Consider the following 15,582-nt stretch of genomic DNA (forward strand, 5'->3'; position numbering starts at 1 on the left):
GGTGGGGTACCCGCTTGCGCTCAGCGGCTATGCCGGTGCCGCCTCCACGGAGTCGATGTCGGCTTCACCGCGGATCAAGGCGTCGACCTCGGCACGCTGTTTCGGACCCCACGTCTCCTTGGTCGCCAGCACGCCGACGAGGCCGACGAGTCCGACCGCGACGTAGAACAGCGCCGGTCCGATCCAGTCGAACGAATCGGCGAGCAGCACGGCGAGGAACGGCGCGAAGCCGGCGATCGACGCCGCGACCTGGTAGCCGATCGAGGCGCCCGAGGTCCGCGTCCTGGTGTTGAACAATTCGGCGAACCACGCGGCCTGCGTGCCGGTGAGCACGGCGTGGATGATGCCGATGCCGATGATGAACAGCAGCACGATCAGGAACGGCTGACCGGTGTTGGCCATCAGATACATCGGGATGCCGAACGCCACTGCCAACAGACACCCGGCCAGATACACGCGCCTGCGGCCGACGTAGTCGGTGAGGCGTCCGGCGTACAGCGTGGTGCCGACCGCGATGACGCTGGCGATGACCACTGCGGCCAGCGCGATGGTGCGGTCGTCCGGATTCCGCTTGGTGATGTAGGACAGCAGGTACGTGGCGGTGAGGTAGTAGGCGCAGGACTCGACGACGCGCAGCGCAATGATGCGCAGGATGTTGCGCCAGTCCTCCCGGATAACGGTCAGGAACGGGTTGCGCACCACCTTGCCTTCGGCCTTGACCATCTCGAACTCCGGCGACTCGGCGAGCCGCAGGCGCACATACAGGCCGACGATGATCAGAATTGCGCTGGCCAAAAACGGGATGCGCCAAGACCAGTCGCTGTCCAGCGGCGCCGCGGACAGAAACGCGATGTTGGCCAGCGCGATGCCGAGCGGGTTACCCGCCTGCGGGATGGCCGCGAACCGGCCACGTTGGCGCCATGGCGCGTGTTCGAACGCCATCAGCACCGCACCGCCCCACTCGGCCCCGAACGCCAAGCCCTGGATCATGCGAATGGCCACGAGCAGGGTCGGCGCCAACACGCCGACCTGTGCGTAGGTGGGCAGCAGACCGATCGAGAACGTCGCGATGCCCATCACGAGCAGCGCACCGACCAGAACCGGCTTGCGGCCGAACCGGTCGGCCAGGAATCCGCCGACGCTGCCGCCGATGGGGCGCATCAAGAACCCGACACCCAAGGTCGCGAACGACAGCAGCGTGCCGACGACCGGATCGGATTCCGGGAAGAACGCGTTGCCGAAGTACAGCGCGGAAGCGGTGCCGTAGGCGACGAAGTCGTAGTTCTCGACGCAGGTTCCTGCGGCCGCGCCCAGTGCGGTTCGAAGCTTTCCGGGCGAGCCGTGTTCAGCCTGCCGCCTCTCGTCCATGGCGGTGCTCATCGTGTTATCTCCTTTGACATTTCCTCACCCAGCTGCTGAGCCGCGTTGCGTTCGAGCTCATGCAGTTTGCGGACGCGCCGCACTGTGTCGGCGTCGTCGTCGAAGCGCGCGTTCAGGAACGCCTCGATGACCTCGGCCGCTATCGCCGGCCCAATGACCCACGCGCCCATGGCGACTGCGTTCGCGTCGTCGTGTTCGACGCTCTGGTGCGCGGAGTACACGTCGTGCGCGAGCGCGCATCGGATGCCGGGAATCTTGTTGGCCGCCATCACCGCGCCCTGACCGGTTCCGCAGACCAGCACGGCTTTGTCGGCTTCACCGCGGACGACGAGTTTGCAGGTGTCCCAGGTGATGTCGGGGAAATCGACCGGGGCGTCGCTTTGCGTACCCGTATCGATGACCTCATGACCGAGACGCTCGAGCGCTCCGCGGACGTGCGCCTTGAGCGAATAACCCGCGTGGTCGTTGCCCAGTGCGATTCTCATCGCGTTCCTTCCGGTAGTTCGTTGCGGTAGGGGATGGAGTCGATGGCGCCCGCCCGTGTCACGGCGAGACCTGCTGCCTGGACTGCGGTTTCGATGGCACCGATGATGTCGTCGCGCCGGGCGGCCAGATGCGCCGCTACATAGCCGATGAACGTGTCGCCCGCGGCGGTGGTGTCCACCGCATGCACGTCGGCTGCCGCGACGTGCTCGACCCGACCCCGGTGTGTCACCGAAGCGCCCTCGGCTCCCGCCGTGCAGATCACCGTCGCCTCGGCCTGTCGAGCCAGGCCCGCGATGTCGTCGCCGAGTTGGGCGAGTTCGTGCTCGTTGACGATCAGTAGGTCCACGTCGTCGAACAGCCCGCACACCGACTCGGGCACCGGAGTCGGATTGAGAAGCACCCCTGCGCCCGCGGCCGAAGCCACCCGAGCGGCGTGCCGAACCAGGAGCTCGGGCGTCTCCAGCTGCAGCAGCAACAGGTCGCCGTCGCCGATGCCGCGCAGCCCCGCGTCGATATCGTCGACGGCCAGTTTGTCGTTGGCGCCCGGTGAGACGACGATCGTGTTCTCGCCGCGCGCGTCCACCGTGATGAGCGCGCGTCCGGTCGGCGCGTCGGGGATCACCCGCACATGCCCGGTGTCGATGTCCTGCCTCTGCAGCGCTTGCGAGACGACCGCGCCGTCTCCGTCGTCGCCGATCGCGCCGATGATGGTGGTGGCAGCGCCCGCCCGCGCCGCAGCCACGGCCTGGTTCGCGCCCTTGCCGCCGGCGGAGACGATGATGTCGGACGCCAGCATCGTCTCGCCCGGCTTGGGAATCCTGGCGACCTGCACCCGATGGTCGGCATTCAGGCTGCCGACCACGAAAACCCGTCCGGCGCTCACGATTTCGTCCTCGTCGACCTGTCGATGAACGTCGTCGGGAGCACGACGGATTCGGGTTCTTCGCCTTCGACGACGCTCAGGAGCAGTTCGACCGCGCAGCGCCCGACCGCCCCGGCATCCTGGGCGATCACCGAGATCGGCGGGTCGAAGTGGGCCAGCCATTCGATGTCGTCGAACGCCACCACCTCGATGTCCGACCCGATGTGCAGGCCGCGCTGCCGCGTCGCCGCAAGCGCACCCAGCGCCATCAGGTTGTCGGCGGCAAGAATCGCGGTCGGCCGGTCGGGAGCGGCGAGCAACTGCTGGGCCGCCCTGACACCGCTTTGCTCCTGGAAGTCGCCGAACGTGATCAGGCTGGGGTCGACGTCGATGCCGTGCCGCGGAAGCGCGTCGATGAAGGCGTCATAGCGTTGGCGGCCGGTTGAGATCGCCTGCGGCCCAGCGATATAGCCGATGCGGCTGTGGCCCGCCGCTGTGAGGCTGGCGATCGCCTCCTCGATGCCGGGCCTGCTGTCGGTGGTCACGCTCGGCACGTCGAAACCCTCGACGGTGCGGTCGACGAAGACGACGGGCATGCGGCTTTCGATCAACGCCTCCAGGCTGCCCGAGCCGCGACCCTGCGGGGCCAGCACGACACCGTCGACGCGCTGCATGAGGAACGTCTCGATGTAGCGGTCCTGCTGCTCGACGTTCTCGTTGGCGTTGCCGAGGAGCGTGACGTAGTCCGCGCCCAGCGCCGCCTGCTCCGCGGCATGAGCGACGTCGGCGAAGAAGGGGTTGCGGACGTCGGACACGAGTAGGCCGATGGCGTGCGTCCTGGTCAACCGTAGCGACCGTGCCTGTGCGTTCGGGCGATAGCCGAGCTCGGTCACGGCCTGCGTGACGCGGGCCCGCGCGTCGGCCGACGTGGCCGGATGCCCGGACAGCACCCGCGACGCCGTCCCCAGTGACACCCCCGCGTGCGCGGCGACGTCACGGATGGTGACCCCTCTACCTGCCAACTCGCCAATCCTCGTCGATGGGAACGTTTCCATGGGAACGTTTCCACGTAAGCTAGGTCACAGCGAATTTCAAGTCAACCCGGCTGGTCAGACCGGTTTGGGCGGCGTGTCAGGTGTTGCGGCCGCCTTGTCAGGTGTTGCGGCCGCCGTTGACGCCGAGGATCTGGCCGGTGATGTAGCCGGCCTCCTCCGACACCAGGAATGCGCACGCCGCGGCGATGTCCTCGGGCGTGCCGATCCGGCGCACCGGCGTCATCGCGATCGTCTTCTCGACATTGGTGAACCCGCGCTGTTCGGCGCTGCGCAGCATCGGGGTGTCGATGAAGCCCGGTGGTATGGCGTTGACGGTGATGCCACTCGGCCCGTATTCGAGCGCCAACGACTTCGTCAGTCCGTTGACGGCGGATTTCGCTGCGACGTAGTGCGCCATGCCCGCGACACCGGAGTGCGTGCTGGACGAACTGATGTTGACGATCCGGCCCCAGCCCACTTCCACCATTTCTCCGATCACGGCCTGACAGCAGTGAAACACGCCGTTGAGGTTGACGTTGAGCACCCGCTGCCACGTGTCGAAGGTGATGTCGCCAAAGCTCGAAAATCCGTCCAACCCTGCCGCATTCACAAGCACCGAGACCGGGCCTAGCTGCGAGCGGATCTTGTCAAGGGCCGTGTCGACCTGCTCGCGATCGGTCACGTCGGCGGTGTATGCGAAATCGTATTCCGACGGTTGCAGGTCGATCGTCGCGACGTGATGGCCGTCGGCCGCGAGTCGCTGCGCGATGGCGCGGCCGATCCCCGACGCTCCGCCGGTGACGACGGCTGTCTTCATGAACGGTGTCCTTTCTTGCGCAGCCCCAGGGTGCGGCGCCCGGTTTCCATGAGGTGGTCGAGCAGGGCGTCGTCGCCGACGTCGAGCCACGTCGGGCCGACGGCACTGGAGATCCCGGCCAGCACGACTGTGGCCTTTATCAGTCCCGCCGGATCCGGTTCGGATCCGGCGAGCAGTGCGAGTTGGCGATTGATCAGGTCGGCCCATTGCGGTTGCCCGCGCAGCAGCGTCGTCACGCTGGGATCGCAGGCCAGCACCGAGACCAGCGCCCGATTCGCCACTGCCAGTTCGACATAGCCACGCAGCATGTGCTCGGCGCGGGTGGCGGAGCTGCCGTGGACCTCGGCCGCGGCGACGACAGCGCCGAGTTGTTCGCGCATCGGTTCGACGACGGCGTTCAGCAACTCCTCGCGGGTGCGGAAGTGGTAGTAGATGGCCGCCTTGGTGAACCCCATTTCATCGGCGATCATCTGCAGCGACGTGCCGGCGAAGCTGTGCCGGGTGAACAGGTCGACGGCGACGTCGATCAAGCGCTGCCGCGTATCGGGCTGCATTGTCGACGTCTCCACGCTTGCCGAGCGTACAGCACGCCACTTGTCGATCGTAAAGTCAATGGTAGAGCAGACTAGCTGCCAGGTTGCTGTGAGAGTCGATTGAAGGGGCGTAGTTGGGGTAGCGTTGACACAGTGAATCTCGGTATCTGGGGCGATCTGACCATCCTTGCCGCGGTAGTGGAAATATCCTTGGCGACTTGCGTATTCGTCTACATCAGCCGGCTGGAGAAGCGGAGATCGCATCCGCTCGGCGACCAACTGGGCGCCCACAAAGCGGTGCTGGCCAAGCTGCGCAAGCGCGAACCGATGACGCAGGACGAAATCGACTACGCCGCCGAGCTTGTCGCCGATGCGCGGTCACCGCTGGCATACGCGATCCCGGCCGCGCTGTTCACAATGGGCTTCTTCTACGTGGTCGGCTGCCTGTTCATGCTGCATCTCGATGGCGGCAATCCGTCATTCCGGACCTTCATCGGCGGTATCCCGATGCTCACCTCGATGAACATCGCAGCACAGCTGCGACGGGTGGCGCGGCTGCGCAGGAACCTGCAGCAGGTGCCGGTCAAGGCCACCGAGTCCGACGAACTCGCAATCGCCTAGACCCCGAACAGTCAGGCCCCGAACCGTTTTGGCACAGGCCGCTGGCGTACGTTCAGCGGCCACCAGAACCAGCGCCCGAGCAGCGCGGCGAGCGACGGCGTCATGAACGACCGCACGATCAGCGTGTCGAACAACAAGCCCAGGGCAATCGTCGTCCCGATCTGACCGAGGACAAGAAGGTCGGCGAAGATGAACGAAGCCATGGTCGCCGCGAACACCAGACCGGCCGCGGTCACCACGGCTCCGGAGCCGGCCATCGCGCGGATGATGCCGGTGTTCAACCCGGCATCGATCTCCTCCTTGAACCGCGAGATCAACAGCAGGTTATAGTCGGATCCCACCGCTAGCAGCAGAATGATGGCCAGCGCCAACACAATCCAGAAGAGCGGAATCCCGAGGATGTCCTCCCAGATCAGGACCGATAGTCCGAAGGAGGCGCCCAACGACAACGCGACCGTGCCGACGATGACGAAAGCGGCGACGATGCTGCGCGTGATGAACATCATCACGAGCAGGATCAGGGTCAGAGCGGCGATGGCGGCGATCAAGAAGTCGTACTTGGCGCCGTCCTGGATGTCCTTGTAGGTCGCGGCGGTGCCCGAGATGTAGATCTTCGACCCGGCCAGCGGTGTGCCCTTCACGGCTTCCTTGGCCGCCTGCCGGATGGGTTCGATGTGTGAGATCCCTTCCGGCGACGCGGGAATGCCCTCGTGGGTGATGATCATGCGGGCGGCCTTGCCGTCCGGCGAGAGGAACAGCTTGAGTCCTCGCTCGAATTCCGGGTTGGTGAACGCCTCCGGCGGCAGATAGAAGGAGTCGTCGACCTTCGCCGCGTCGTACGCCTGCCCGAGAACGGTCGCGTTCTGCAGCGCCGCCTGCATCTGGTCGTCGATGCCGGAGGTCGTGGCGTAGTTCGTCAGCGACAGGTCGCGGTTGGTCTGTTGGCTGTCGTCCTGTGGTGGGATCACCGCGAGCAGTTTCGGTTGCAGCGCATCCAATTTGGCGATGCTACCCGCGACATCACCGAGGTCGTCTACCAGCGCGTCGATGCCGTCGAGCGAATCGAAAACCGACCGCAGGGCGGCGCAGGCCGGGATGTCGAAACAGTGTGGCTCCCAATAGAAGTAGTTGCGCAGAGGCCGGAAGAAGTCGTCGAAGTTGGCGATCTTCGTACGCAGGTCCTCGGCGGTGGCGACTGTCTGCTGGAAAGCTTGGGACTGCTCGTCGGTGATCGCGCCGGACTGCTGTTGCAGCTCGAATTGCTGCCGCAGCACGTCGATCTGGTCGTTGATCACATCGACCTGCTTGAGGATGTCGGCGCCGCGGGCCTGCTGGAAGGGCAGGTTGTTGATCTGTGCGGCGCTGCCTGCGCTGATCTGGAACGGTATCGACGTGTGGTCGAGCGGTGTACCGAGCGGTCGGGTGATCGACTGCACCTGAGCGATGCCGTCGGTGTGAAACACCGCCTTGGCGACGCGTTCCAGCAGGATCATGTCGGTGGGATTGCGCAGATCGTGGTCGGCTTCGATCACCATCAGTTCGGGATTGAGCCTGGCTTCGGAGAAGTGTCGTTCGGCGGCGGCGTATCCGACATTCGCCGGCGCGTCAGCGGGCATGTAGGGTCGGGCGTCGTAGCTGGTCTTGTAGCCCGGCAGCGCGAGCACGCCGACGGCCGCGACACCAATCGTCGACAGTAGGACGGGCACCGGCCACCGCACGATCGCGGTGCCGATCCGCCGCCAGCCCCTGGTCCGCATCGGCCGGGCCGGTTCGAACAGGCCGAAGTGGCGGCCGACGATCAGCAACGCGGGCGCCAGCGTCAATGCCGCCACCACCGCGACGAGAATGCCGATGCCCGCGGGAACGCCCAGGCTGTTGAAGTACGGCAGCCTGGTGAACGTCAGGCACAACACGGCGCCGGCGATCGTCAGGCCGGAACCCAGGATGATGTGCGCGGTGCCGTGATACATCGTCATGAACGCCGTGACGCGATCCTGCCCGGCGTATCTGGCCTCGTGGAATCGGCCGAGGATGAAGATCGCGTAATCCGTTCCCGCGGCGATGACGATCAGCGTCAACAGATTCGTCGAGTACGTCGACAGTTCGATGATGCCTGCGTTCGCGAGCACGGCCACGACACCGCGGGATGCGGTCAACTCGATCCCCACCGTGAAGATCACGAAGAGCACCGTCGTCGCCCGGCGGTACAGCACGAAGAGCATTCCGGCGATCACACCGAGCGTGATCAACGTGGTCTTGAGTGTGCCCTGGCGGCCCACCTCGAACTGATCGGTGACCAGCGGCGCGGCACCGGTGACGTAGGCCTTGATGCCCGGCGGAGGCGGGGTGTCGGCCACAATCTCGCGCACCGAGTCGACCGACTCATTCGACAGCGACTCGCCCTGGTTGCCTGCGAGGTACACCTGCACCAGCGCCGACTTGCCGTCGTTGCTCTGTGAGCCCGCCGCCGTCAGGGGATCGCCCCAGAAGTCCTGAATGTGCTCGACGTGCTTGGTGTCTTGACCGAGCTTCTGGATCAGGCCGTCGTAGTAGTGGTGGGCCTCGGCGCCGAGCGGCTGATCGCCTTCCAGCACGATCATCGCCGAACTGTCCGAGTCGAATTCCTCGAACTTCTTGCCGATGTGCTTGGCGGCCTGCAGCGAAGGGGCGTCCTGCGGGCTCAGCGAGACGTTGTGCGCTTCGGCAACGGTTTCCAGCTGCGGGACAAAGACATTCGTGACCACCGCGAGGCCCAGCCAGAACACGGCGATGAGCACGGAGTATCGCCGGATGAGTATCGGAATCCGTTGGCTCATCTTTAGTTTGCGTCCAGCTGGCTCACAGCTTCCCTCGCTGTGTTCGTGGCGATCAATAGTTCGGCTAATCAACTTGGTTGACATTACGACACGGGCTCGGCCATCACAACTCAGGCGGCGGTGACGTTGATTCCCGCCGCGTCGTCGCGAGCGTATGGGCTATGGACATAGAACGCGGCGATCGCATCCACAGCCCATACGCTCGTGGCCCGCCACGAATCGGGCGCGACTCGGGCGCGGCTTGAGAATTCAAATCGGGCTGACCACAACGGTCGTCAATGCTGGAGATCGCGGGCATCGTGTTGTGGCGTCTGCTTGGCAACCGACAAACCACCTCACTTTCACTGATAGGACAGCCATGCCACGTCGTATTGCGGGCAGGGAGTTGCTGGATCTGCTCGGCAAGGCCGGCCGCCAGACCGCGATCCTGGACCTACGCTCGCCACTGGAACGCAGTAACGGCCACATCGCCGTCAGCGCCGGCATTCCCTACCACGATCTCGAACAGCGCATCGCCACCCTGGTGCCCAACCGCGGCGCCACCGTCGTGCTCGCCGGCGCCCAGCAGGTGGATGAGCGCGGCGCCGCGTTGCTGGAACGCCTCGGCTACCGCGATGTCGCGATCCTCGACAACGGCATCGACGGCTGGAAGAGCGCAGGCGGCCGTGTCTACACCGGCACCAACGTGCGCAGCAAGACCCTCGGCGAGTGGATCGAACGCCGCTATTCCACGCCGACCGTCGACAGCGACACGGTGGATGAATGGCGGCGCGAGGGCGCCGATGTCGTGGTCATCGACAGCCGGCCCGCGTCGGAGTACGTCCATCACCACATCCCCGGCGCCTACAACTCCGGCGGCGGAGCCGAAATCGCCTTCCGGACAGCGCAAGTGGTGCAGGACCCGGGCACCAAAGTGGTCATCAACTGCGCGGGCCGCACCCGTGGCATCGTGGCAGCGCAATCGCTCATCAACACCGGTATTCCGAATCCGGTGTACTCGCTGCACAACGGCACGCCCGCATGGGAGCGGTCCGGTCACCCGCTGGCCTTCGGTGACGGCCCCGCGGTGCCCGCGCCCGAGCAGGTGAGCCCGCAGCTGGCCGAGTGGGCCGCCACCACGCTGGCGAAGGCAGGCGCCGCCGTCGTGGACATCGATGACGTCAGGACCGGCCTGGGCGACGACGCCACGACCACGTATCTGCTCGATGTGCGAACCCCGCAGGAGTATCAGCTGGGCCACTACTCGGCGGCCGTGTCTGCCCCCGGCGGTCAGCTGGTGCAGGCCACCGACGAGTACATCGCGGTCCGTGGGGCCCGAGTGGTGCTCGTCGATACGCCGGACTTCGTCCGCGCCGCCAACACCGCGCAGTGGTTGCGGTTCCTGCACGACGGCCCGTTGTCGGTCCTCGCCCACCTCCCCGGCGCCGACATCGCCCGACCGCAGCCGACCGCCGTGCCGGTGCCCGACGTGCCGCGCGTGTCGTGGGACGAGCTAGAGGAATGGCGCTCCCGCGGACCCGTGTGGATCGTCGACCTGCGCTCGTCGAACGGCTATGCGGCGGGCCACATCCCGGGATCGATCCACGCGCGCCGCGAGCATCTCGACAACATCGTCGCCGACACCGGGGCCGGGCGTGTGGTGCTCGTCGGCGGCAGCGAGTACGCCGCCGAACACGTGGCGGCGACGTTGCCGGGCACCTGGGTGCTCACAGGCGGTATTGACGCCGCGACCGACCTGACCGCCGACGACGGGCAGTACGCGGGCGAGATCGTCGACCGGACGGGCCCGCCGGACTTCGGACCGGAACGGGACGCGTGGTACGCCGACTACTTCGCGTGGGAGCTGTCGCTGCTGAGTGAGTCCGACGGTGACCCGTTCTTCGACTTCGACGCTGTCGACGACCGATGACGGGCGTCGAGACGCGCGTTGAACCGGCGCCCGCCGCGCCCCTGCCGACGGTCGAGCGCGTATACCAGCACCCCGAGGACACGGCGCGCCGCGGCCGTGTCGCCCGGTTCCGCGCGCTCAGCGTGCGGTTCGTCATCCCGATCGTGCTGGTGGCCGTCTGGCAGGCCGTGTCGGGGTGGGGGTGGTTGAGCCCGACGGTGCTGCCAGGACCGCTCACGATCGTCGAGAGCTATCGCGAGCTGTGGGCAGCGGGGGATCTGCAAGCGGCGCTGCCCATTTCGCTTCAGCGTGCGGGATCAGGGCTGCTGATCGGCGGCACTGCCGGGCTGGTGCTCGGCGTCGCCGCCGGCCTGTGGTCGGTCGCCGAGCGGGTCTACGACGCCCCGCTGCAGATGCTGCGCACCATCCCCTTCATCGCGATGGTGCCGCTGTTCGTGGTCTGGTTCGGCATCGGCGAGACGTCGAAGGTCGCCCTGATCGTCGGCGCGTCGATCTTCCCGGTGTACCTGAACACCTACCACGGCATCCGCGGCATCGATCGCCGGCTGCTCGAGGTCGGTGACACGTTCGAACTGAGCCGCGCCGAGGCGATCCGGCTGATCGTCGTTCCGCTGTCCATGCCTGCCATCCTGGTCGGCTGGCGCTACGCGGCAGGGACGGCGCTGCTGGCCCTCGTCGCCGCCGAGCAGATCAACACCACATCAGGAATCGGCTACATCCTCAACACGGCCAACCAGTTTCAGCGCACCGACATCATCATCGCCGGCATCCTGATCTACGCCGCGCTGGGCATCGTGGTGGACATGATCATGCGGCTCATCGAGCGGCTCGTACTGCCATGGAGGGCAACCCATGACGGCCGCTGACGTCATCGAGCTGGAGGGTCTGTCGAAGCGCTACGGCGATCAGGTCATCCTCGACGACTTCTCCCTCACCGTGCGCCGTGGTGAATTCGTTGCGCTGCTTGGCCGTTCCGGCACCGGCAAGACCACGCTGCTGCGCATCCTGGCCGGTCTGGAGGACGCCACATCGGGGCACGCGAAGATCGCCGCGCGCACCTCGGTGGTGTTCCAGGAACCACGACTGATTCAGGCGCAACGGGTCTGGCGCAACGTCGCGCTGACCACGTCGCGTCGCGGCGATGTCTACCAGCGTGCGGTCGGCGGGTTGACCGAGGTGGGCCTGGCCGACAAGGCGCACGCGTGGCCGAAGAATCTGTCCGGCGGCGAGGCGCAGCGAGTTGGCCTGGCCCGGGCGCTGTTTCGGTCACCTGACCTGCTGCTGCTTGATGAACCGTTCGGCGCCCTCGACGCCTTCACCCGCCGCAACGCCCAGGATCTGGTCACCGCGTTGTGGCAAGAGCATCAGGTCGGAATCCTGTTGGTCACTCACGACATCGAGGAGGCCGTCCTGCTGGCCGACCGCATCGTCGTGCTCGGCAACGGATTCGTGCAGGCCAACCTGCCCGTGGACCTGACCCGTCCGCGCGACGTCACCTCACCGGCGTTCAACGCGATCAAGCGCCGCGTCCTCGACAGCCTCGAATCACTGAAAGACACACGATGAACCGCATTCTCACCCCGATGACTATCGTTGCTGTGCTCGCCGCACTGCTCACCGGTTGCGCGTCCGGCGGCGACGAATCGAAGAAGCTCGTCATCGCCCACCAGGACAACGGACTGCCCGCGCTCATCGATGCATCCGGTGTCCTCGACGGCACCCCGTACAAGGTCGAGTGGGCTATCCTGGCCGGCCCTGCAGCCAACCTGACCGCTCTGTACGGCAAGACGATCGACGTCGGCCACATGGGCGACACGTCGCTGACCATCGAGCAGGCCAACGCCAACCAGCCGTGGACCGAACAAACCGCTCCGCTGAAGATCGTCGCGGGGTGGCGCAACGACTTCGACCCGAAGTACACCCCGCTGGTCACCGCGGTTCGTACCAGTGCTGGCATCGACTCGCTGGCCGGCTTGCGCGGCCGCTCATGGGGTTACAACTTCGGCGGCTACAACCATGCGCAGTATCTCGTCTCGCTGGCGCGCGCCGGCCTGACCGAATCCGACATCAAGCCCGTCAAGTTCAACGACGGCAACGCGGCCGCGGCCGCCTTCAACTCCGGTCAGGTGGATGTCTTCTCCGGCTCTCATGCCGCGATCCTGTCGTCCCTCACGAGCGGTGACGCGAAAATCCTGTTGTCCGACCGTGACACCAAGATCCCCGCGCTCGGCGTGTGGACAGCGCGCACCGATGTACTCGCCGACCCCGACAAGGACGCCGCACTGCGCGACTTCTTCGGCAGGCTGTCTCGGTTCTGGGAGTGGTACGCAGACAACCCCGACACGGTCAAGCAGACGCTGAAGTCGACACTGAAACTCGACGACGCCAGGACCGAATTCGAATACCACGTGCGCAGCGGGTCGTTCCGCAAACTCGATGACGCGCTGGTCGCCGAGGAGCAGGCCGTTGCCGACGAGCTGTACCGGTCCGGGGTCGTCAAGAAGCAGGTCGACGTGACGGTCGAATACGACCCGCGTTACAACGACGTGCAGAAGGCGCAGGGCCCGCAGGCTCCGACGGTCAAGTAGCCGTGTCCGTCAGCAGCGCCGACACGAAACACACGACCCCGCAGGCGTTTCTAGCCGAGCTCGCTGAGGTCGTCACTGAGATTCGCGCTGACGCGGTACGACGCGACCGAGAGCGCCGCTACGCGGTGGAGGCCATCGAACGCCTGCGCGGGATCGGCTTCTGGGCGTTGACAACGCCGGTCGAGTTCGGCGGCCTCGGGTTCGACCACGAGGTGCTGGTGCAGGCGATTCTCGCGGTCAGCTCGGCCGACGGCAGCCTCGGGCAGATACCGCAGAACCACTTCAGCACCGTCGAGCGGCTGCGATTGTTGCCGCCATCCCCGCAGCGGACGCATTTCCTCACCGCCGTCGGGGCGGGCGCGTTCTTCGGCAACGCGTCAGCGGAGCCGGGTGAGCGCCCACCAGGGGAGGCCGAGACGAGCCTGCGGGCACGAGACGGCCGGTGGACGTTGTCCGGCCGCAAGGTGTACGCGACGGGCGCGCTGCTGGCCGACCTGGTGCACGTGCTGACCCGCGACGAGCGCGGCACCCCCACCGCCGTGGTGGTTCAGCGGGACACACCGGGCGTCGTGATCCACGACAATTGGGACAGTTTCGGTCAGCGCACCACCGCGTCGGGCAGCGTGCAATTCGACGACGTCACCATCGAGCCGGGTCAGATACTGCCGCGGTTGCAGGGTACGAGGGTGACCTATCGGCATTCGGCGCTGAACCACATCGTGCACGCCGCCATCGACGTCGGACTCGCCGAGGGCGCCTTCGACCAAGCCGTCGCGCTCGCCCGCACCGTGCACGCGGGCCGCGGCGCCAACGCCCGCGCCTTCCGCGACGATGCGCTGGGCGTGGCCACGCTCGGCGAGCTGAAGATCACCACATGGTTGGCGCGTCGCGGCGTCGAGTCGGCGGCACGCCAATTGGCCCGTCTGACAGACGATTCCGACCTCGCCGCGGTACTGGACGCGTTCTACGAGGTGGTACAGGCCAAGGTGGTCGGGGCCCGCGCGGCGCTCGAGGTCACGTCGAAGCTGTTCGACGTGGGCGGCGCCAGCTCGACCAAACCCGCGCTCGGGCTGGACCGGTATTGGCGCGACGCACGCACCCACACGCTGCACGATGCCGTGCGCTGGAAACCGTACGCGGTCGGCCGGTGGCTAATCGACGATCAGGCCGCCGACCCGTGGACGCTGGCGCACCCCCTGCGGGACCTCTCGAACATCGATCAGATCGGGGAAGAATGACGATGACGCGACAGATCCACCTCAACATCAACGTGAACAGCAGTGGCCGCCACCCCGCTTCATGGCGGGTGGCCGACGATCCGACGGCATTCCTCAAACCCTCCTTCTACGAGGAAATCGGGCAGATCGCCGAGGCCGGGCGGCTCGACGCGGTGTTCTTCTCCGACGGATTCGACTACGGGGCACCGGCGGTCGCGCGGCCGTGGCAGGCATTCGACCCGATCGTCCCGCTCACCGCAGTGGCCAGGGCCACCGAACGAATCGGGCTGGTGGCGACGGTGTCGTCCAGCTTCGAGCCTCCGTACACGATCGCCCGCAAGATCGCCTCGCTGGACTACATTTCGGGCGGCCGCGCGGCGTGGAATGTCGTGACCACCCGTGCAGCCGCCTCGTCGAAGCTGTTCGGATACGACGAACAACCCCCGGCCGAGGAACGCTACGGGCGCGCCGAAGAGGCGGTGCGGGTCGTCACCGCGCTCTGGGACACGTGGGACCGCGACGCAGTGATCGCCGATCAGTCGTCGGGAAAGTTCGTCGACGTATCCCGCATCCATCCAATCGACTTCACCGGCAAGCACTTCCGCGTCGTCGGGGCATTGAACGTGCCGCGGTCGCCGCAGGGACGCCCGGTTCTGCTGCAGGCCGGCGGCTCACCGCAGGGGGTCGATCTCGCAGCACGCCACGCCGACGCGGTGTTCACGGTCAACCACACGCTGCCCGCGGCCCAGGAGTTCTATCGCACGCTCAAGACCAAGGCGGCGGGCTATGGGCGCAACCCCGACGAGATCGTCGTGCTGCCGGGCCTTTTTCCCGTGCTCGGGAGCACCGAGAAGGAGGCCCGCGACCGCAAACAGTGGTTGGATGACGTCGGCGGCTTCGACCAGGATCTCCATATGCTCAGCGCCGCACTGAATCTCGATGTCGGCGACCTGCGGCTGGACGCCGAGTTGCCGTGGGACAAGATCGACGACGTCGCGTCGAGCCGTGCCGGTGTCGGGTTCGCCTCGGCGCTGCTGGACCTGGCGCGAAGGGAGCGACTGACCGTGCGGCAGTTGTTGGAGCGCAACCCGAACGGCCATCGGATGATCGTCGGTACGCCGGAGCAGATCGCGGACTCCATCGAGGAATGGGTCACCACCCGTGGCGCCGACGGGTTCAACCTGAACACCGACTACTTCCCGGACGGCCTGCGCCTCATCGTCGACCAGCTGGTCCCCGAACTGCAGCGCCGCGGTCTGTTTCGTCGCGAGTACGAAGGGACAACGCTGCGTGAGCACCTCGGGCTGCCGATCCCGTGA

General features: G+C 66.4%; 14 protein-coding genes. 7 read left to right on the forward strand and 7 right to left on the reverse strand.

The features are described 5' to 3' along the window. Window positions 1-27 precede the first annotated feature (27 nt). From CQY20_RS11770 to CQY20_RS11795, 6 genes are all read right to left on the reverse strand, one after another. Window positions 28-1,380: an MFS transporter gene (locus CQY20_RS11770; protein ID WP_097940264.1), complete on the reverse strand. Its 1,353-nt coding sequence runs from the start codon at window positions 1,378-1,380 to the stop codon at window positions 28-30. Beyond that, a complete protein-coding gene (locus CQY20_RS11775; RefSeq protein ID WP_097940265.1) occupies window positions 1,377-1,865 on the reverse strand; it encodes an RpiB/LacA/LacB family sugar-phosphate isomerase in 489 nt (162 codons plus the stop codon). The genes CQY20_RS11770 and CQY20_RS11775 overlap by 4 nt, the downstream gene beginning before the upstream one ends. Beyond that, window positions 1,862-2,749, reverse strand: coding sequence for a ribokinase (locus tag CQY20_RS11780; RefSeq protein WP_097940266.1), 888 nt, complete (start codon window positions 2,747-2,749; stop codon window positions 1,862-1,864). Before CQY20_RS11780 ends, CQY20_RS11775 begins: the two co-directional genes overlap by 4 nt. After that, window positions 2,746-3,750: a LacI family DNA-binding transcriptional regulator gene (locus tag CQY20_RS11785; RefSeq protein WP_097940326.1), complete on the reverse strand. Its 1,005-nt coding sequence runs from the start codon at window positions 3,748-3,750 to the stop codon at window positions 2,746-2,748. Before CQY20_RS11785 ends, CQY20_RS11780 begins: the two co-directional genes overlap by 4 nt. A 130-nt stretch (window positions 3,751-3,880) precedes the next feature. Continuing rightward, the gene (locus CQY20_RS11790) at window positions 3,881-4,579 is read right to left on the reverse strand and encodes an SDR family NAD(P)-dependent oxidoreductase (RefSeq protein ID WP_097940267.1); all 699 of its coding nucleotides are present in this window, start codon (window positions 4,577-4,579) and stop codon (window positions 3,881-3,883) included. Beyond that, window positions 4,576-5,148: a TetR/AcrR family transcriptional regulator gene (locus CQY20_RS11795; RefSeq protein ID WP_163701019.1), complete on the reverse strand. Its 573-nt coding sequence runs from the start codon at window positions 5,146-5,148 to the stop codon at window positions 4,576-4,578. The genes CQY20_RS11790 and CQY20_RS11795 overlap by 4 nt, the downstream gene beginning before the upstream one ends. 117 nt (window positions 5,149-5,265) lie before the next feature. On the opposite strand from CQY20_RS11795, the gene CQY20_RS11800 reads away from it, so the two are divergent. Continuing rightward, on the forward strand, window positions 5,266-5,733 hold the full coding sequence (locus CQY20_RS11800) for a hypothetical protein (RefSeq protein ID WP_097940268.1): 468 nt from the start codon (window positions 5,266-5,268) through the stop codon (window positions 5,731-5,733). An 11-nt stretch (window positions 5,734-5,744) separates the two neighbouring features. On the opposite strand, the gene CQY20_RS11805 is transcribed toward CQY20_RS11800, so the two are convergent. Next, window positions 5,745-8,549, reverse strand: coding sequence for an MMPL/RND family transporter (locus CQY20_RS11805; protein WP_097940269.1), 2,805 nt, complete (start codon window positions 8,547-8,549; stop codon window positions 5,745-5,747). Window positions 8,550-8,907: 358 nt separating this feature from the next. Here CQY20_RS11805 and CQY20_RS11810 point away from each other — a divergent pair, with 358 nt between their 5' ends. From CQY20_RS11810 to CQY20_RS11835, 6 genes are read left to right on the forward strand one after another with little or no spacing between them, the layout of a single operon-like run. After that, window positions 8,908-10,458, forward strand: a complete 1,551-nt coding sequence (locus CQY20_RS11810) for a rhodanese-like domain-containing protein (protein ID WP_097940270.1) — start codon at window positions 8,908-8,910, stop codon at window positions 10,456-10,458. Further along, on the forward strand, window positions 10,455-11,324 hold the full coding sequence (locus tag CQY20_RS11815; RefSeq protein ID WP_097940271.1) for an ABC transporter permease: 870 nt from the start codon (window positions 10,455-10,457) through the stop codon (window positions 11,322-11,324). The genes CQY20_RS11810 and CQY20_RS11815 overlap by 4 nt, the downstream gene beginning before the upstream one ends. Further along, window positions 11,311-12,024, forward strand: coding sequence for an ABC transporter ATP-binding protein (locus CQY20_RS11820; protein ID WP_097940272.1), 714 nt, complete (start codon window positions 11,311-11,313; stop codon window positions 12,022-12,024). Before CQY20_RS11815 ends, CQY20_RS11820 begins: the two co-directional genes overlap by 14 nt. Before the next feature lie 17 nt (window positions 12,025-12,041). Beyond that, window positions 12,042-13,046 (forward strand): ABC transporter substrate-binding protein, encoded by a 1,005-nt coding sequence (locus CQY20_RS11825; RefSeq protein WP_234816209.1) that lies wholly within the window; start codon window positions 12,042-12,044, stop codon window positions 13,044-13,046. 2 nt (window positions 13,047-13,048) lie between these two features. After that, window positions 13,049-14,284, forward strand: a complete 1,236-nt coding sequence (locus CQY20_RS11830) for an acyl-CoA dehydrogenase family protein (protein WP_097940274.1) — start codon at window positions 13,049-13,051, stop codon at window positions 14,282-14,284. A gap of 2 nt (window positions 14,285-14,286) precedes the next feature. Continuing rightward, complete coding sequence (locus tag CQY20_RS11835) at window positions 14,287-15,582, forward strand: LLM class flavin-dependent oxidoreductase (RefSeq protein ID WP_207767266.1); 1,296 nt, start codon at window positions 14,287-14,289, stop codon at window positions 15,580-15,582.

Source organism: Mycolicibacterium agri (genome assembly GCF_002553505.1).
Classification (GTDB): domain Bacteria; phylum Actinomycetota; class Actinomycetes; order Mycobacteriales; family Mycobacteriaceae; genus Mycobacterium; species Mycobacterium agri.